The sequence below is a fragment of the Vibrio sp. 2-2(8) genome, assembly GCF_963888495.1.
Taxonomy (GTDB): domain Bacteria; phylum Pseudomonadota; class Gammaproteobacteria; order Enterobacterales; family Vibrionaceae; genus Vibrio; species Vibrio anguillarum.
The window spans coordinates 1-19,460 of the sequence record NZ_CAWPJM010000002.1 but is presented as its reverse complement, the minus strand read 5'-3'; the positions used below and the strand labels follow the sequence as shown (position 1 = coordinate 19,460).

Here is a 19,460-nt window from a genome sequence, read left to right as displayed (position 1 = left end):
GCAAAAGAGACAAAGTTAATGAAAGGTTAAAAACAAAGTTTTATCCCGTTTCAAACCTATGTTTGATTTCCTTGTTAAATATGAAAGTTATTACGTTATTTTATTACACAACTCAAAAAGGCAGATTTTAGTTTTAAACAGACGTTCGAAATGATGTGAGACGCAGTAAGGCTTGAATTTACGACTAACCGAGCGAGACAGATGGCTTCTTTTTAAACGCAAGAGAAAATAGGATGTGTAAAATTGTGGCTGTAAAGATTTTTGATTTTATGAAAACTTCATCAAGAATTGTTTGTAAAATTTTACAAGTTTAAAAACACTAACAGAATAAAAAACTGAAAAAAGCCACATTAAAAGTGACTTTTTGATTTTTTAGGCAAAGGAAAGAGTAAGACTAATTGCTAAAGTAAACCAGAAACCACATCCGCTAACTGCTTAAAAGTGTGAGTTCGCGATGAACTTGGCCGCCAGACTAAACCAATCTCTCGATACGCTTGCTGGCCAGGAGGCTCGATGACCACTAAATTTTGGTTTTCAACTAAGCCATGATTGATTGCCATTTGTGGAATGAAAGTCGTCCCTAAACCATTGGCGACCATCTGCACTAAGGTATGTAAACTGGTTGCGGTAAATGGATTAATTTTCTCTTTGGCGGTCAACTTGCAAGCCGACACAGCATGATCCGTTAAACAGTGCACATTTTCGAGCAAAAACACCGATTCATCAGGCAGGTCAGCATACTTGATTGGCACACGGATGCTATCCATTTGATGACGGCTAATCACCATTTTGAATGGATCAATCCCCACGACTCGGCTCTCCATTTTGCCGATATCGACAGGCAAAGCCAAAATCAACACATCAAGCTCTCCATGACGCAGTGCAGCCAAAAGGTTCGTCGTCGTATCTTCTCGTAATAATAAGTTCAACTTCGGAAAGCGGACATTCACTTCTTGCACTAAATCACACAGTAAAAATGGAGCAATGGTTGGAATACAACCCAGCTTAAGCTGACCTTGCATCTCATCGCCTTGGCAAACCTTGCCGAGTTCCACTAAATCTTGTCCTTTGGCAAGTAACTCTCTTCCTTGGCTAACAACCAGCTCTCCCGCTTGAGTAAACACTAACGGAGCTTTCTTATCCTTTTCATAAAGCGGGCAACCTATTAATTCCTCTAAATTTTGGATCCCTTTACTTAGGGTAGATTGACTAACAAAACAACGTTCAGCGGCATCACTAAAGTGCCGTGTTTCGTAGAGTGTTACTAAATAGTGCAACTGCTTCAAACTGGGCCATTTATTCATCGTTCTACTACTATCTTATTTGAGTGCCGTTTCTGATTCCGTCATTAGAGCTCATCGCTTTTTTCGATGAGACTAATCTATTTATTTCGCTTTTTACTATCCTACAATCTGTACTATAGTTTGTCTCGTTCAAAAACGGACTGGACCAGTGCTCATCACTGGTTTGGAACTAAACCTTATTCTTAGGAGCAAAAAAATGGTACTAGTTGGTCGTAAAGCCCCTGATTTTACTGCAGCAGCTGTTCTTGGTAACGGTGAAATCGTTGATAGCTTCAACTTCGCAGAATTTACTAAAGGTAAGAAAGCGGTTGTTTTCTTCTACCCACTAGACTTCACTTTCGTTTGCCCATCAGAGCTTATCGCTTTTGACAAACGCTTCGAAGATTTCCAAGCGAAAGGCGTTGAAGTAATCGGTGTATCTATCGATTCTCAATTCTCTCACAACGCATGGCGTAATACCGCTATCGAAAACGGTGGCATTGGCCAAGTAAAATACCCGCTAATCGCTGACGTGAAGCACGAAATCTGTAAAGCGTACGATGTTGAGCACCCAGAAGCAGGCGTTGCTTTCCGTGGTTCTTTCCTCATCGACGAAGATGGTCTTGTACGTCACCAAGTTGTGAACGACCTACCACTAGGCCGTAACATCGACGAAATGCTACGTATGGTTGATGCGCTTAACTTCCACCAAAAGAATGGTGAAGTGTGCCCAGCACAGTGGGAAGAAGGCAAAGCCGGTATGGATGCATCTCCAAAAGGTGTTGCAGCATTCCTAGCTGAGCACTCAGACGACCTAGGCAAGAAATAATTCTCCTTAGCCCGCGCTCAACTCGGGTCAATGGTTGGACATATAATAAAGCGTAAAACGCATCGCCAATCAGTTAAGAAGTAAAGTCCTTATCCAAGCCCAAAGCTAACGCTTTGGGCTTTTTCGTTGTCGTTCATTTAGCGAAAATGAGGCAGCATTGGTTGGTAAACTTTACCCCTATTTCTCACCTCAATCACACAGACGTCACTACTCTAACTTGCTAACATTAACCAAATTTTTCCAGCAGGATTTTACTATGAATATTCAAGTTGAAGTGTGTATTGATAATATTGAATCGCTACACAACGCCATTAAAGGCGGGGCTACTCGCATTGAATTGTGTTCGTCGCTCGCATTGGGTGGACTGACGCCCAGCTTTGGTTTAATGAAAAAGGCCGCACAAATATCGAGCGTTCCTGTTTACGCGATGATTCGTCCGCGTCAAGGCGACTTTCTTTATGATCAGGATGATCTCGATTCGATGTTGATCGATATCGAGATGGCAAAACAGGCGGGACTAGACGGCATCGTCTTTGGTATTTTGAATCCGAATCGCACCATCAACCTTGAAGCAAGCTTACTGATGATGCAAGCCGCGCAAGAGTTGGGTACCACTTTCCACCGTGCGATTGATCAATGCCACAGCTATGAACAAGCGATTGAAGACATTGCAAAATTAGGGTGTGAGCGTGTACTTACTTCAGGGTTAGCGCCAGATGCCTATGCAGGACGAGCCGTAATTGCACACATGGTGAAACTGGCGAATGGTCGATTCTCTATTATGGCTGGGGCTGGCTTAAACGCATCAAACGTGACTGACATTATCCGTGAAACGGGCATCACTGAAGTGCATTTGTCCGGCAAAACCACGCGTGCAAGTAGCATGGATATGATCGCCAATGCGGTGAAAATGGGCCAAGAGTCTGTCGATGACACCCTCATCCCAATTACCGATCCGGCTAAAATCCAAGAGGTATTACGCCAGCTTTCTTAACTTCGGCGACCGTTATGTCTTGATGTAAGGTGAATAACTTTCCTTCACCTTACTTTACCCAAAAGGCTATTTGAGAATGTCATCAATCGATTGTTTACCTAAGTGGCGCACATCCTTACCTTTGACAAAATAGATGATGTATTCGCAGATATTCTGGCAGCGATCGCCCACGCGTTCGATAGCTCGTGCAGACCACATGACTTGTAATATATGTGGGATATTTTTAGGATCTTCCATCATATAGGTCATCAGTTGGCGGACCACGGCTTCATATTCGGCATCCAGCTTATCATCCAAGCGGTACACTTCAGCAGCCGATTCAAGATCCATCCGCGCAAAAGCGTCTAACACTTGGTGCAACATTGCAATGGCTTGTCGGCATAAAGGTTCAAGAGAAACTCGAAATTTGCTCTCTTTAGGTGAAGGGCTTTCGATAGTGACGTAGGCAATTTTGGTGGCAACATCACCAATTCGTTCAAGGTCGGTAATGGTTTTGATGATCGCCATGATCAAGCGTAGATCCTTGGCTGTCGGTTGTCGCTTAGCGATAATACGCGTGCAAGCCTCATCAATAGAGACTTCCATCGCATTCACTTTGTGATCATCCCGAACGACTTTTCTGGCCAGATCGGCATCATCTTTATGCAATGCTTGCATCGCAAAAGAGAGTTGTTGCTCCACCAGCCCGCCCATCGTCAATACATGAGTGCGAATCGATTCAAGTTCAACATTGAACTGTCCTGAAATGTGGCGACCTAGATGCATCATCGTTCCTTTTGAATATCGCTATTGACGAAAGTATTAACCATATCGACCAGTAATATAGTCTTCCGTCTGTTTTTTCAATGGGGAGGTGAAAATAGAGTCAGTATCCGCATACTCAATCAATTTTCCCATATGGATAAAAGCCGTATGATCGCTCACTCTTGCCGCTTGTTGCATGTTATGCGTCACAATCACCACTGTGTATTTGGTTTTGAGATCGTTAATCAACTCTTCGATGGTCAAAGTAGAAATAGGGTCTAACGCGGACGTTGGCTCATCAAGCAACAGCACCTCTGGCTCAATAGCAATCGCTCTGGCGATAACTAAGCGTTGCTGCTGCCCACCCGAAAGGCCAAATGCATTTTCATGTAGGCGATGCTTCACTTCATCCCATAACGCAGCGGCTCTTAAAGCTCGCTCAACGGAGTCATCTAAAGTACGGCTATTTTTAATTCCCTGTAGACGAAGTCCATACACCACGTTTTCATAAATGGATTTCGGAAATGGGTTGGGTCGTTGGAATACCATCCCCACTCGGCGGCGCAACGTGGCAACATCCACATCTGGGTGATAGACGTTTCTACCATGCAGTTTGACTTCACCTTCAACTCGACACCCTTCGACCAGATCGTTCATCCGGTTAATACAGCGCAGTAAGGTTGACTTACCACAACCGGAAGGGCCGATAAACGCCGTTACTTGTCCTTTGGGAATACGCATTGAGATATGGCTCAGCGCACAAGTCTGTTTATAGAACAGATTCAGATCTTCAATCGCAATCGCCGTTTGTTGATCGCTCAGATTATTAACATCTAACGGGGCGTGATAACCCAAAGTTTGATTGATGGAAAACATAATTAATCTTGCCCTAACGTTCGATACTTCTCACGCAAGTTATTGCGGATACTGATGGCCGTTAAATTCAGTGCCACAATCACTGTCACCAATAAAAATGAAGTGGCGTACACCAGTGGCCTAGCCGCTTCGATGTTGGTCGTTTGGAAACCAACATCGTAAATATGAAAACCTAAATGCATGAATTTTCGCTCAAGATGTACAAAGGGAAATTCGCCATCCACAGGCAAACTTGACGCCAGTTTGACCACACCCACCAGCATCAAAGGGGCAACCTCACCCGCGGCTCGCGCAATGGCGAGAATAAGCCCAGTAATAATCGCAGGGCTTGCCATCGGCAATACTATGCGCCAAATCGTCTCAAAATGGGTAGCGCCCAATGCTAACGAGCCATGGCGTACTGCGCTGGGAATCCGTGTTAACCCTTCTTCCGTCGTCACAATCACTACGGGGAGAGTTAACACCGCTAATGTGAGCGCCGACCACAGTAAGCCAGGAGTGCCAAAAGTGGGGGCCGGTAACCTTTCGCTATAGAGTAGCGTATCAATCGATGAGCCTATGGTGTAAACAAAAAAACCAAGACCAAATACTCCATAAACAATCGATGGCACACCAGCAAGGTTGATAACCGCAACACGAATGATACGAGTAAACAGATTCTCTTTTGCGTATTCGTGCAGATAAATAGCCGCCACAACACCAAGTGGCATGACGATAATCGACATCAACAACACCAACAGCACTGTACCAAAGATGGCTGGAAATACACCGCCTTCAGAGTTCGATTCTCGGGGATCTTCTGATAGGAAGAGCCACACCTGCTTTCCCCACTGGACCAATTTTTGCCCCAAAGTCATATCATTGGGATACCAAATATCGAGAATTTGGCTAAGTGGAATCGCCACTCGTTGCCCACTCATCTCTTCAACAATCAACGACGGCCCATTCATTTGCTGGCGCAGCGCATCTAACTTTTGTTCGGCAATAGCTAATTGGCTATCCAAATCCTGCTTTTTATGAAAATAGTGATCTAAATAGGTTCGTTCTAGCTTTCCATTGAGTTCTTTACGACGCTTCTCTAAACGTAATTTTTCGGCGGCAAAGCCAATGACTCTGATCTCTTGGTCAATCACATCGTCAATTTGCTCTCTCAATAACGCGACATCCTGCATTCCTGCAGCGAGCATGGTTTGAACATCCGAACTCTCGCTTCCATCGGTTTGCACATAAGCAATCGGCTTGCCATAAAACTGTCCGTTACTCTTGCGTTCTATTACCGCCCACCCGCTAGGCATTTGTTTATCCGACAGTTTAACATCCAGTATCGAAACAAAGTCCGCATGATTTCGTTCTCGGTTAGCGACTTTGATACTGAGCCGCTTCACTTCCCCAGCATCCAGTATGGCTTTGGGCCACGTAATGTCTAATGCTCTTAAGTGTGTTAATGGCACATTTTCCTCAGAGTAGAGCTGACCAACCAGTGCTTGCCCCTCTTGAGTTTGCCATTGATAAAGTGGCGTCGGCCAAAAATAGGTTAATCCTTTCCAACCAATAAACAGGAGCAAGCCCAATACCGAAATCAGGCTGATGCTGACAGCACCGCCTGTTAACCATATCCAAGGTGAACCTGATTGAAACCACTTAAACATTTGTGATGATTTTTCCCAATTGATTACAAAGCACCTTGATTACAAAGCGCGATATTTGGCACGCAACCTTTGTCTGACCCATTCAGCAATCGAGTTCACACAAAAGGTGAACATGAGTAGCAATAGTGCCGCTAAAAAAAGCAACCGATAATGGGAGTTCCCCACTTCCGACTCTGGTAACTCAACTGCAATCGTTGCCGATAAGGTGCGCATCCCTTCTAAAATATTCCAATCTAAAATGGGTGTATTACCCGTCGCCATAAGAACGATCATTGTTTCTCCGACGGCTCGCCCCAAACCCATCATGATCGCCGAGAATATGCCAGGACTTGCCGTTAACAACACGACTTTGGTTAATGTCTGCCAAGGTGTTGCGCCTAATGCTAATGACCCATCAGAAAGATGTTTAGGTACGGAAAAGATCGCATCTTCCGCAATAGTGAAAATGGTTGGAATGACGGCAAAGCCCATCGCAAAACCAACCACCAGCGCATTACGCTGATCAAAATCGATGCCGTTTTGCGCGAGATAAATCTGAATATCGCCATCAAATAGCCAAACTTCAATTTGGCTGCTATACGAAAAGATAACCACTGCACTAACGACTAATACGGGGATTAGTATCAATGCGTGCCACCCATTTGAAAAATTTCGCACCCATGCTCTCGGTAACAGGTGCCAACCTAGCCCAACAAGTAACATCACAATGGGTAAAAATAGCAGCAGCGCTCCGACCGCCGCGAGATGGCTTTCAATTAATGGTGCAAACCACAACCCCGCTAAAAAACCAATAATGACGGTTGGTAACGCTTCCATCAATTCAATCGACGGCTTCACCACTCGGCGCATTCTCGGTGACATAAAATAAGCCGTGTAAATCGCGCCAAACACCGCAATCGGTATTGCAAATAACATTGCGTATGCTGCGGCCTTAAGAGTGCCAAAGGCTATCGGTACTAGGCTAAACTTAGGCTCAAATTCATCGTTCGCTGACGTCGATTGCCACACATATTGAGGCTCTGGATAACTTTCGTACCACACTTTTTGCCACAATGATGAGAGTGATATTTCAGGATAATCATTATCCACTTTTGCCACGCTGATCTTCTGCTCGCTTAACGTAGCGAGATAAAGCTCATTATTGGACATGGCGGCCAATTGAGGGGCTTTGTTGTACATCCTCTCAAACAACACCAGTTTTTCACTGGTCGTATAGTGACTTTGGATTGTGCCATTAGGGTAGAAACTGTAAAAACCTTTGCGATAAGTATCCGGCAGTAACAGCGTCACCTGCGGCGCTAATTTAAACTTACGAATCTGAGTCAGTTGACGTTCTTCATTTTGCAGCACATCAAACCATTGTGACACTAAGCCGTTACGGTGAGTCACCAGTAGCGAATAAGCACCGGACAATAAGTTGATTTGTGTCACGGCTCGATCAGAATTACCTTGGCTTAAATCAACCACTTCTCGCACGAAATAACCTTGACGACTCTTAACGGCAACAACCAATTCGGACCCAGAGCGAAGATAAAGCGTTTTACCATCTGGCGTAAAAAGCAATTGGTCCAAAGAAGGAAATGAGCCTTGAAACACAAAGCGCTGAATTGGCTCAACGTTATCACTCGTTAAGGTTTGTACTATCACCTCATCATTATCGAGATAAGAAGCAAAGAAAAGTGCCTCATCAGTAACGGCGAAGGCAAACTGGCGTAACGTTTGCGTTTTATGAGTCAGCCGAAATGTAGAAGGTAAACTGACGCGCTCAAGATAAGGAGAAAACTGGCGACCTTCCACGCTATGCAGATAACTGAATTTAGGGCGAGCAATAAAGACCTCTCCCGCCACATTGCTAGCGGCAAACCATCCATCCAGCGGGGGAGCTTGGCTAAAAAGATCAACGCGAATAGGGAGACTATCCGACCACAATGCGTGTTCCGTTTTGCCGTCCAAGGGCCAAAAGTTCATGCTGCCGTCAAGGTCAACAACAAAGGCATTCTCGCCGTATTCATCTATGGCCAAAAATTGAGGATTGGAAGTGGTTATACTCACTTGCGCCACGTTCCTTTCAATTTTTGCGCTACCAAAAAGAGGGAAAACAACCATCGCAAGATAGACAAAAATCAGCACTAAAGCGCCAAGTACACTCACGCCACCAAAACTCACTGCAAGGCGAACCAAACGGTCTTTTATCAACCGTTTTCTGTCACGTTCCTTCAATGAAAATTCACTTGGTGCCATTGCTCTCTCTACCCTTTTTCCTGTCTGCGTATAATATGTAATTTTCGTGACAAGTATATTACAACTCGCAATAAACGACTGAAAATAAAACAACTATACTCAACTTGCCTACTTGAAATAAAAATGTCACATAAAAGGCATAGTTTGCATAATCATCAATACCCGAATTGATTGCTGTGCAGAATCGCACAATCAGCACACAGAGGGTGAGTCAGTAAAAAACGTCAATTGAGTTAAAAGGTAACATGAATGAGTACGGACAAGTTGTATATCGACAAGGAATTGAGCTGGCTTTCGTTTAATGAACGCGTATTGCAAGAAGCCGCAGATAAAACCGTGCCTTTAATCGAGAGAATACGGTTTTTAGGTATTTTTTCTAACAATCTGGATGAGTTCTATAAAGTTCGCTTTTCCGATGTAAAACGGCAAATTTTGATCAACCGAGAACGTGGTGGTAACGATACTACCAAGCATTTGCTGACACGAATGCAAAGTAAGGCATTCAAACTCAACCAAGATTTCGACAATCTCTATAATGAGCTTATTTTAGAAATGGCACGTCGCCGTATCTTCTTGGTTAATGAAACGCAGTTGGATGAGACTCAGAAAAAATGGATCACTAAGTATTTCCATAAAGAAGTGCGCCCGCATATTACACCGCTGCTCATGACTGACGACATTGATGTCATGCAATTTTTGAAGGATGAATACGCCTATATTGCCGTTGATCTCAAACACAATGACCGCAGCCAATATGCGCTGATTGAAATCCCGACAGACCACCTACCGCGCTTTGTCATGGTGCCGGAGCAAAAGGGCAAACGCCGCAAAACCATCATCTTATTGGACAACATCATTCGCCACTGCCTCGATGAGATTTTCCGCGGATTTTTTGACTATGAAGAGCTCACGGGTTACGCGATGAAAATGACACGTGATGCGGAATATGACTTGCGACGGGAAGTCGAATACAGTTTGTTAGAACAGATGTCAGAAGGGTTGAATCAACGCTTAAGTGCTATGCCCGTACGCTTTGTTTATGAACGAGAAATGCCGACAAAAATGCTTAAATTTTTGTGCGAAAAACTCAAAATATCGCACTATGATAGCCTTCTTCCTGGTGGTCGTTACCATAACTTTAAAGATTTCATTGGGTTCCCAAACGTGGGGCGTGACTATTTAGAAAACAAGCCGCTACCACCCATGCAATGTGCTGACTTTGAAGGTTTTGCCAATGCATTTGATGCGATTCGCGCTCAGGATATTCTACTTCACTATCCTTACCACTCATTTGAACACATTACCGAGTTGGTAAGACAAGCCTCGTTTGATCCCAAAGTGATCAGCATCAAAATCAATATTTATCGTGTTGCCAAAGATTCTCGCTTAATGAACTCGCTCGTCGATGCGGTACACAATGGCAAACGGGTGGTGGTAGTGGTTGAGTTACAAGCACGGTTTGATGAAGAAGCCAACATTGAATGGTCACGTATTTTAACCGAAGCGGGGGTCCAAGTAATTTTCGGTGCTCCCGGATTAAAAATTCACTCTAAATTGCTGCTCATTAGCCGCAAAGAACAGGACAACATCGTTCGCTACGCGCACATAGGCACGGGCAACTTCCATGAAAAAACCGCCCGTATCTATACGGACTTTTCACTACTAACCGCCGACAATGAAATTGCTACCGAAGTACGAAACGTGTTTGGCTATATTGAAAACCCTTACCGCCCAGTTAAATTTAGCCATCTCATTGTGTCGCCAAGAAACTCTCGTATTCAGCTTTATCGATTAATCGACAGTGAAATCGCCAATGTGAAACTTGGCAAAAAAGCCGCAATCACTTTAAAGTTAAATAACTTAGTGGATAAAGGGTTAATCAATAAACTGTATGGCGCAAGCAGCGCGGGCGTACAAATTAAGATGATCGTCCGGGGCATGTGTTCGCTGGTTCCGGGAATTGAGGGCGTGAGTGACAATATCAAAATCATCAGCATCGTTGATCGCTTTTTGGAACACCCTCGTGTCATTATTACGCACAATGATGGCAACCCGCTGGTGTATATCTCCTCTGCCGACTGGATGACGCGCAATATCGATCATCGTATCGAAGTAACGACACCAATTCGTGACCCACGTTTGAAACAGCGTATGATTGACATTATGAATTTACAATTTACCGATACAGTGAAAGCGCGCTGGATAGACAAAGAGATGAGCAATAATTATGTAGAACGTGGTAACCGTAAAAAAGTGCGTTCACAATTTGCCATCTACGACTATCTTAAGAATGTAGAAAGACAGACCAGAAAGAGCAAAGAACCCTTACATGACAATCAACCCAACTAATACTATTCGCGATATTGCGGCCATCGATTTAGGCTCTAACAGCTTTCATATGGTGGTGGCCAAAGTCGTCGATCAAGATCTGCAACTGGTGAGCCGCCATAAGCAACGTGTACGCTTGGCGGCTGGGTTAGATGAACAAAAAAATTTGGATGCCGATGCCATAGAGCGAGGACTTGAATGCTTAGCGATGTTTGCCGAGCGGTTGCAAGGTTTCGAACCTGAAAACGTGCGCATCGCGGCCACGCATACGCTGCGTCAAGCCAATAATGCTCATACATTCTTGCAACGAGCCAAACAAGTACTGCCTTTCCCTATTGAAATCATTCCCGGAGCTGAGGAAGCACGCTTAATTTATTTAGGCGTGGCACATACTCAACCTCAAGCAGCGTCTATGTTGGTGGTGGATATCGGTGGCGGTAGTACCGAGATGGTGATTGGCCAAGGGTTTGATCCAGACCTAATCAACAGCAAGCAAATGGGATGCGTCAGCTATACCGACCGTTACTTCGCTGATGGTAGGCTTTCAAGCAGAAACTTCGCTCATGCGATATTAGCCGCCGAGCAAAAAATCGAATCTATTGCGGCGAAATATCGCAAAAAAGGGTGGGAAGTCGCCTTCGGCTCGTCAGGAACCATCAAAGCCATTCACGAAGTACTGATTGGTTTGGGCTTTGATGATGGCATCATCACGCTTGAGCGAGTCAATAAACTCATTGAAAAACTCTGTGAATGGCAAAGTATTGATGAGATCGAACTCAGCGCATTGACTGACGATAGAAAACCCGTTTTTGCTGCGGGAGTTGCCATTTTAAGCGCGGTTTTAAAATCGCTGCGTGTGAAAGAGATGCATTTTTCTGATGGTGCATTACGAGAAGGTTTGCTTTATGAGATGGAAGATCGGTTCAAGTATTCCGATATCCGTTTACGCACCACTGAAAACCTCGCGATGAAGCATCTAGTCGACTTAGAGCATGCCGCTAAAGTCAAAGGCCATGCAAAAGAGTTTCTACAGAATGTGACCCCAGAGCTAGGATTGAAAAAAGGCAGCGAACTGTTTGATCTTTTGGAGTGGGGAGCGTTATTGCATGAGGTGGGATTGAGCATCAACTTACAAGGCTTTCACCGACACTCTGCTTATATCTTGCGTCACACCAACATGCCCGGTTTTAACAGCGAGCAACAGCAAGTGCTATCGACCTTAGCGCGCTTTCAACGCAAATCCCTCAAGCTGCAAGAAATGAATGATTTCACCTTGTTTAAGAAAAAGCACATTATTGGCCTCATCCGCGTGTTGCGTTTAGCGATTGTTGTCAATAGCCAACGTAATGATGATCCTCTTCCTGAGCTGACGCTCAGCGCAAAAGATGATGAGTGGAAACTAGAATGTGAAGATGCCAATTGGTTAGAAAATAATAAATTATTACATGCGGATCTGATGTGCGAACAACAGTATTGGCGAAGTGTCGGTTGGCAGCTCAATGTTTAATTTGAATTGGGTTTGATTAAAAATAGCGAGCGAACAGCTCGTTATTTTATGCCCACTTTAGCTAGTTCTTGCATAGCAAACTCGGCACTGACAGGCACATAACCATCTTTCCCAACAATCGCTTGTCCTTGCTTAGAAAAAATGAAACGGATAAATTCTCGCTGCATGGGTGCTAGATCCTGATTAGGATGTTTATTCACATACACATACAAATAGCGAGATAACGGATAAGCACCTGATAGAATATTTTCATAACTTGCGGCAATAAACTGATCGCCTTGTTTGGCTATCGGAATCAATTTCACACCAGAAACCTGATAACCAACACCAGAATAACCGATAGTATTGATCGATGAAGCAACCGATTGTACAACCGATGCCGATCCCGGCTGCTCGTTTACTCCCTTTTTGAAATCGCCACCACACAGTGCATTTTGTTTGAAATAGCCATAAGTTCCCGACACCGAATTTCGGCCAAACAGTTGAATTCCCCGCTTGGCCCAATCCTCATCAACGCCCAATTGCACCCAAGTATTGATCGGTTGTGTTGCACCGCAGCGCAACGTGGATGAGAAAATACTGTCTAATTGAGTAAAATTAAGCCCTTTGATTGAATTATCTCGATGTACAAAAATACCAATGGCATCTATCGCAACCCGCAATGCCGTCGGCTTATAACCGTGAGCGCGTTCAAATGCTTCAATCTCACGACCACGCATCGGGCGACTCATTGGGCCAAATTGCGCCGTTCCTTCAGTTAAAGCAGGAGGCGCGGTGGAGGAACCTGAGGCTTGTACTTGAGCATTGATATTGGGGTAGATCGTCTTAAACTCTTCAACCCAGAGCGTCGTCATTCCTGCCAGAGTGTCTGACCCCACTGAAAGTAAACTACCTGCAACACCGTTAGTTTTTGAGTAATCCACGAGCGGCTGAGCGCTCACGGCGTTCGTGGTAACCAGCAAGTAAAAATAGAGAAAGGCTGTAAATATGCGATGTGTCATGACAGCACAACCAAACGTTTAGGCAAAATAAAAGAGAATTTGCTGCCAACGCCCACTTCACTGTGAATCTGCAAATGCGTGTCATGATGTGACAATGCATGCTTAACAATCGCGAGCCCAAGCCCACTTCCTCCGGTATCTCGTGAACGTGCTTTATCGACACGATAAAAACGTTCCGTTAAACGATGTAAATGCTGTGGCTCAATCCCTTCCCCTTTATCCACCACGTCTAAACAAGCACCTTGCGCGTTTTGATACCAACGCACATTAATTTCCGCTCCCGGAGGCGTATATTTGACGGCGTTATAAACAAGGTTTGATATAGCACTGCGCAGTTGATCTTCATCGGCCAATACTTTAAGTCGCTTATCGACATCAAAATGCAGTCGGTGATGATGATCGCCACTTAAACTGATCGCTTCTTTTTCAAGTACTTCCAACATAGCCGGAACATCAACCACTTCATCCAGCTCATGCATAGGCGCCGCTTCAATTTTTGACAACGTCAGCAGTTGATTGACTAAACTGTTCATACGGTTTAACTGCTCAGTCATCACTCCATGTGCCTTAGGCCACATCGGCCCTACCAGCATGTCAGGGTCTTCTGTCATCTCAAGATACCCTTGCAACACCGTCATCGGCGTTCTCAGTTCATGAGAAACGTTAGCAAAGAAATTTCGGCGCATGCCTTCTAGCTGTTTCAACTGAGTGACATCACGCACAACCATCAAATGCTCACCTTCTGTGTAAGGCACAATACGCAGCTCTAACATGCGCTCAACATTAAGTGGAGAGCGCATTTCAAGTGGTTCTGTGAAATCATCTTTTTGCAGATATTTGATAAAATCAGGGGCGCGCAATAAATTTGAGATAGGTTGACCAGCATCGTCTGGCCAGCGAAAACCGAGCAGGTGTTGTGCAAGTCGGTTACACCAAACAATGTTCCCTTCGTCACGGAACACAACCACCGCATCGGGTAGCGATTCAGCTCCGTTACGAAAGCGGCGGATCAAATTGGTCAGTTCTTTGCGTTTTTTACGTTGGCGTTGCTGTAAACGGTAAATCCCATTAAACAGGTATTCCCAATTTCCAGTCCCGGAAGGCGGCGTTAAACGTTTTTCATCCCACAACCAAGCCGACAAGCGCATTTGGTTATGCAAATGCCAAATCAGTTGCAACGCCGTAGCCGCTAGCAGCAGCCAAGCCATATGGCCAAAGATCCAGCCAACGATAATCCAAGGAGAGTAAAAAAAAGCCAGCTCCCAAGCCAGCCTTTTCCACGTTAAACGTTCAACCATTTCGTACCTTAATTAATCCTTTATGTTCTGGATGAAAAGCGATAACCGGCACCACGTACTGTTTGAATTAATTTATCGTGGCCAGCCTCTTCTAACGCTTTTCTCAGACGGCGTATATGAACATCGACCGTGCGGTCTTCAACATAAACATTGGTACCCCACACATTGTTCAATAACTGCTCACGGCTATAGACGCGTTCTTGGTGCGTCATAAAGAAGTGTAGCATTTTGAATTCCGTCGGCCCCATCTCTAAGGCATTATCATTAGCCGTTACTCGATGAGAGACAGGATCTAACTTCAATCCTTGCACGTCGATCACATCTTCCAGTGCTGTCGGTGTGACGCGCCGGATAACCGCTTTCAAACGAGCTACCAACTCTTTAGGCGAAAAAGGTTTGGTTATGTAATCATCCGCACCCACTTCAAGGCCGCGAACTTTATCTTCTTCTTCACCACGGGCGGTTAACATCACAACCGGAATGTTGCGTGTTAATTCTTCACGCTTCATATGCTTAATAAAGTTGATACCACTCCCGCCGGGCAACATCCAATCTAATAACACAAGATCGGGAAAGGGTTCAGCCAGTTTACTCACCGCCGTGTCGTAATCTTCCGCTTCAACAGCTTGATAACCTTTTTGCTCAAGCACGAAACACAACATTTCGCGAATGGGTGCTTCGTCTTCAACAACCAGAATCCTTCTAGACATTTGAATAACCTTTCTATGTAATCAACGCTATGCATTATGGGAAACAATTATGACACTTTTGTGACCTTTGCAAACAATTTTTCATATAAGTTTCTTATCAAGTTCATGATTATATTTTGAAATTGATTTAAGACTTTAGCTTTCAAATCCCCTATCATGTTGCGTCTTCTAATTAAGTAAGAGAAAGAATATGTGGTTTAAAAACTGTATGGTTTATCGTGTTAATCGCGATGTAGAATTCAACGCCGATCAGCTCGAAAAACAACTGGCCGAATTTCGTTTTACGCCATGCGGCAGCCAAGATAAGCAAAAATTTGGTTGGGTTAACGCAATGGGTAAACACGGCGACATGATGACCCACGTTTCTGAAGACCGTATTCTGATCTGCGCGAAAAAAGAAGAAAAGATGTTACCTGCTTCGGTCATTAAAGATTCTTTGAATGCCAAAGTTGAAGCGATGGAAGTGGAAGAAGGGCGACCTCTCAAGAAAAAGGAGAAGGAAAGCCTCAAGGAAGATATTGTCATCGATCTCCTACCTAGAGCATTTAGCCGCAGCAATCTCACCTTTGTGCTTATCCTACCCAAGCAAGGCTTCATTTTAGTCGATGCCGCAAACTACAAAAAAGCTGAAGACGTTTTGGCGCTGCTACGCAAAACCATGGGTAGCCTACCCGTAGTACCTGCGATCCCAGAACAAGCGGTAGAAACAACACTTACTCAGTGGGTTAAAAGTGGCGAACTACCACAAGGGTTTAGCTTGTTGGATGAAGCTGAATTAAAGTCGTTATTAGAAGATGGCGCAGTGATCCGCTGTAAGAAACAAGAACTGACAAGCGATGAGATCTTAAGCCATATTGAAGCCAATAAAGTTGTCACTAAACTGGCATTGAACTGGCAAGATCGCCTGAGCTTTATTCTGGCTGAAGATTGTAGCATTAAGCGTTTGGCATTTAGCGATGAGCTCAAAGAACAAAATGAAGATATTCCACGAGAAGAGCAAGCGGCTCGCTTTGATGCCGATTTCTCATTAATGTGTGGTGAAATGTCGGCATTTTTGCCTAACTTATTTGACGTTCTCGGCGGCCTTCCTCACCCGAACGCTTAACAAAAGCATCATGCAAAAGCCCAATGCCCTTAAAAGTGTTGGGCTTTTTTGTATCACTTACGATCCCTACTAGGCATAAGGTTATTTTTAACGTAAAATTTGCGCCCCTCCAATACCATCAGGTGGTATTGGCCTGACTTGAGATCAGATTAGAGAAAAACAATGAGCACACATACCCCTTTTGTCCCCGAGCTACTATCACCGGCGGGCAGTCTAAAAAACATGCGTTATGCGTTTGCTTACGGTGCAGATGCCGTTTATGCCGGCCAACCTCGTTATAGCCTTCGTGTACGCAACAACGAATTTAACCATGAAAACCTGCAAATCGGTATCGATGAAGCACATGCTTTGGGTAAAAAATTGTACGTGGTTTGTAATATTCAACCCCACAACTCAAAACTTAAGACATTCATCCGAGATCTAAAGCCTGTGGTTGAAATGGGACCAGATGCGCTCATTATGTCTGACCCTGGGCTTATCATGATGGTTCGTGAAGCATTTCCTGAAATGCCTATTCACCTTTCAGTTCAAGCCAATGCTGTTAACTGGGCAACAGTTAAGTTCTGGGCATCACAAGGCGTTGAACGAGTGATTCTATCACGCGAACTTTCGTTGGAAGAAATTGAAGAAATTCGTGAGCAATGTCCAACGACCGAACTCGAAATTTTTGTTCATGGCGCATTATGCATGGCTTATTCAGGTCGCTGTCTATTGTCTGGCTACATTAATAAACGTGATCCAAACCAAGGAACATGCACCAATGCATGTCGTTGGGAATACAAAGTTGAATCAGCCAAAGAAGACGAAACAGGTCAAATTGTCGAGAAATTTGATCCAGCAGCAGTTCAAACTATCGAGATACAAGAAGAGCGCCCTGATAATACACTTGGTTTAGGCAAACCGATTGATGATGTGGTTTTGCTTTCAGAAAGCCATCGTCCAGAAGAGAAGATGGCCGCTTTTGAAGACGAACATGGCACCTACATTATGAACTCAAAAGATCTACGAGCCGTACAGCATGTAGAACGATTGACGAAAATGGGCGTGCATTCATTAAAAATAGAAGGCCGTACTAAATCTTTCTATTATTGCGCTCGTACAGCTCAAGTGTACCGCAAAGCAATTGATGACGCAGTTGCAGGTAAACCATTTGATGAAAGCCTGATGGGCACTTTAGAAAGCCTTGCACACCGTGGCTATACCGAAGGTTTCTTGCGACGCCATACACACGATACTTATCAAAACTACGACTATGGCTATTCAGTCTCAGATTCACAGCAATTTGTTGGCGAATTTACGGGTAAACGTCGTGGTGAAATGGCTGAAGTTGAAGTTAAAAACAAGTTTATCTTAGGTGATAGTTTAGAGCTGATGACCCCAAAAGGGAATGTTGTCTTCAGACTTGAAGCAATGGAAAACCGCAAAGGTGAAACTGTTGATGACGCAAAAGGAAATGGTCACTTTGTTTATATCCCGGTTCCTGAAGAGTTGGATTTAAACTTTGCTCTGTTAATGCGTAACTTGAATGCTGGCCAAGATACTCGTAATCCCGTAGGCAAGTAGTTATGGCATTATTGATCACCAGTAAATGCATTAACTGTGATATGTGTGATCCGGAATGCCCAAATGGCGCGATCTCTATGGGCAACCGGATCTATGAAATTGATCCTAATCTATGTACTGAATGCAAAGGACATTACGACAAGCCCACCTGTCAATCCGTATGTCCGATAACAAACTGCATCATTACCGATCCAGAACACATAGAAACTGAACATCAACTACTTGAAAAATTCGTCGTTATTCAAGGTTTAGCCTAATCATTGTAAAAGAGCCCAATCGTTAAGATTGGGCTCTTTTTTATCGGTGTGTTAAGCCTTTACTGTTGAGATAGTTCAACATATGAGGTCGAGATTCTTGTGCTAATTTAGCCGTTACCTCTGTAGACCAAGCCGCTTGCTTGGTATTGGAAGAACGCGTCTGATAATAAGCCCTCATCGTCTCATCATATTGCTCTATTTCAGCATAACTCAAAGCATGGTAGGTATTCTCATGAACAATTACCTCAGGAGATAAACGAGGTTTTAGTTGTGGATTCTGAGCCGGATACCCCAAACACATACCAAATAACACTGCGCAATATGGAGGAAGCTCTAATAACTCATCCACTTCTTTAGGTGAATTTCTTAATCCGCCAATATAAACACCACCCAATCCCATCGATTCTGCCGCCAATAAACAGTTTTGTGCCATGATCCCAGCGTCTACAGCGCCAATCAAAGTGAGTTCAATCAGCTCTGGTTTTACCTCAGGATTAATGGCGTAATGACGTTGGTAGTCAATGCAGAACACTAAAAACTCAGCAGCGCTTGCAACATAAGCTTGGTTGCCCGCCAGTATAGCCAACTGCTCGCGTTTATCTTTATCTGTAACACGAATGATTGAATTAACCTGCAATAGGCTCGATGATGATGCCGCAATACCAGCAGAAATAATTGTACTCAGCTGATCTGGAGTTATCTTCTGATCGGTAAAAGATCGGATAGAACGATGTGCAAGAATAGTTTCAATGACTGGATTCATCTTATATTTTTCCCTACGAGGATATTGCCACTATCTTAGCAAGCATTACCTACTGATGCCGTAAAAATGCAAACTTAAAATTAGCACAGAAAAGATCGGTTTAATGCAGTATGGGGGCGATACTTTTATTGAAGTTATTGAAGAACAGGAATGTTCTAAAAAATAATAAGGAGATGAAAAATAGTAAAAAGCCTCAGCATTTCTGCGGAGGCTTGATAGATGGCAGGGGTGGAGAGATTCGAACTCCCAACACGCGGATTTGGAATCCGCTGCTCTGCCAGTTGGAGCTACACCCCTAAAACTTTATCTTAC

General features: G+C 44.1%; 16 protein-coding genes and 1 tRNA gene. 7 read left to right on the top strand and 10 right to left on the bottom strand.

What is annotated here, in order from left to right:
- Positions 1-401 precede the first annotated feature (401 nt).
- Positions 402-1,304, bottom strand: coding sequence for a hydrogen peroxide-inducible genes activator (locus AACV12_RS00770; protein WP_013857512.1), 903 nt, complete (start codon positions 1,302-1,304; stop codon positions 402-404).
- Between the two features lie 196 nt (positions 1,305-1,500).
- Here AACV12_RS00770 and AACV12_RS00765 point away from each other — a divergent pair, with 196 nt between their 5' ends.
- Entirely contained in the window at positions 1,501-2,112 is a 612-nt protein-coding gene (locus AACV12_RS00765) for a peroxiredoxin C (RefSeq protein WP_010320425.1), read from the top strand.
- 157 nt (positions 2,113-2,269) lie between these two features.
- A complete protein-coding gene (locus AACV12_RS00760; RefSeq protein ID WP_170901255.1) occupies positions 2,270-3,106 on the top strand; it encodes a copper homeostasis protein CutC in 837 nt (278 codons plus the stop codon).
- Positions 3,107-3,172: 66 nt separating this feature from the next.
- On the opposite strand, the gene phoU is transcribed toward AACV12_RS00760, so the two are convergent.
- From phoU to AACV12_RS00740, 4 genes are read right to left on the bottom strand one after another with little or no spacing between them, the layout of a single operon-like run.
- Positions 3,173-3,871, bottom strand: coding sequence for a phosphate signaling complex protein PhoU (gene phoU / locus AACV12_RS00755; protein ID WP_170901304.1), 699 nt, complete (start codon positions 3,869-3,871; stop codon positions 3,173-3,175).
- Between the two features lie 36 nt (positions 3,872-3,907).
- Positions 3,908-4,726 (bottom strand): phosphate ABC transporter ATP-binding protein PstB, encoded by an 819-nt coding sequence (gene pstB, locus AACV12_RS00750; protein WP_010320428.1) that lies wholly within the window; start codon positions 4,724-4,726, stop codon positions 3,908-3,910.
- Between the two features lie 2 nt (positions 4,727-4,728).
- Complete coding sequence (pstA, locus tag AACV12_RS00745) at positions 4,729-6,375, bottom strand: phosphate ABC transporter permease PstA (RefSeq protein ID WP_064624534.1); 1,647 nt, start codon at positions 6,373-6,375, stop codon at positions 4,729-4,731.
- A gap of 39 nt (positions 6,376-6,414) precedes the next feature.
- Positions 6,415-8,616, bottom strand: a complete 2,202-nt coding sequence (locus AACV12_RS00740; RefSeq protein ID WP_094132127.1) for an ABC transporter permease subunit — start codon at positions 8,614-8,616, stop codon at positions 6,415-6,417.
- 249 nt (positions 8,617-8,865) lie between these two features.
- Here AACV12_RS00740 and ppk1 point away from each other — a divergent pair, with 249 nt between their 5' ends.
- Positions 8,866-10,965, top strand: a complete 2,100-nt coding sequence (gene ppk1, locus AACV12_RS00735; protein WP_013857518.1) for a polyphosphate kinase 1 — start codon at positions 8,866-8,868, stop codon at positions 10,963-10,965.
- On the top strand, positions 10,946-12,451 hold the full coding sequence (gene ppx / locus AACV12_RS00730; protein WP_017046241.1) for an exopolyphosphatase: 1,506 nt from the start codon (positions 10,946-10,948) through the stop codon (positions 12,449-12,451). Before ppk1 ends, ppx begins: the two co-directional genes overlap by 20 nt.
- Before the next feature lie 41 nt (positions 12,452-12,492).
- On the opposite strand, the gene AACV12_RS00725 is transcribed toward ppx, so the two are convergent.
- From AACV12_RS00725 to phoB, 3 genes are read right to left on the bottom strand one after another with little or no spacing between them, the layout of a single operon-like run.
- Positions 12,493-13,452 carry a PstS family phosphate ABC transporter substrate-binding protein gene (locus tag AACV12_RS00725; RefSeq protein ID WP_170901253.1) on the bottom strand — a complete coding sequence of 320 codons (960 nt, stop codon included), beginning with the start codon at positions 13,450-13,452 and terminating at the stop codon, positions 12,493-12,495.
- Complete coding sequence (phoR, locus tag AACV12_RS00720; protein WP_013857521.1) at positions 13,449-14,750, bottom strand: phosphate regulon sensor histidine kinase PhoR; 1,302 nt, start codon at positions 14,748-14,750, stop codon at positions 13,449-13,451. The genes AACV12_RS00725 and phoR overlap by 4 nt, the downstream gene beginning before the upstream one ends.
- Positions 14,751-14,770: 20 nt before the next feature.
- Entirely contained in the window at positions 14,771-15,460 is a 690-nt protein-coding gene (gene phoB / locus AACV12_RS00715; RefSeq protein ID WP_013857522.1) for a phosphate regulon transcriptional regulator PhoB, read from the bottom strand.
- A gap of 190 nt (positions 15,461-15,650) precedes the next feature.
- Between phoB and rdgC the strand changes: the two genes are divergently transcribed.
- The 3 genes from rdgC to AACV12_RS00700 all read left to right on the top strand — a co-directional run bounded on the left by rdgC (position 15,651) and on the right by AACV12_RS00700 (position 18,385).
- A complete protein-coding gene (gene rdgC, locus AACV12_RS00710; RefSeq protein WP_170901251.1) occupies positions 15,651-16,565 on the top strand; it encodes a recombination-associated protein RdgC in 915 nt (304 codons plus the stop codon).
- Positions 16,566-16,727: 162 nt separating this feature from the next.
- A complete protein-coding gene (trhP, locus tag AACV12_RS00705; RefSeq protein ID WP_064624528.1) occupies positions 16,728-18,128 on the top strand; it encodes a prephenate-dependent tRNA uridine(34) hydroxylase TrhP in 1,401 nt (466 codons plus the stop codon).
- A gap of 2 nt (positions 18,129-18,130) precedes the next feature.
- Positions 18,131-18,385, top strand: coding sequence for a YfhL family 4Fe-4S dicluster ferredoxin (locus tag AACV12_RS00700; protein ID WP_013857525.1), 255 nt, complete (start codon positions 18,131-18,133; stop codon positions 18,383-18,385).
- Between the two features lie 40 nt (positions 18,386-18,425).
- Here the strand turns inward: AACV12_RS00700 and nfsA are convergent, their stop codons facing one another.
- Together nfsA and AACV12_RS00690 are read right to left on the bottom strand one after the other, a co-directional pair.
- Positions 18,426-19,148, bottom strand: a complete 723-nt coding sequence (gene nfsA, locus AACV12_RS00695) for an oxygen-insensitive NADPH nitroreductase (protein ID WP_064624526.1) — start codon at positions 19,146-19,148, stop codon at positions 18,426-18,428.
- A 220-nt stretch (positions 19,149-19,368) separates the two neighbouring features.
- Positions 19,369-19,445 (bottom strand) — tRNA-Trp (locus tag AACV12_RS00690).
- Between the last annotated feature and the right edge of the window lie 15 nt (positions 19,446-19,460).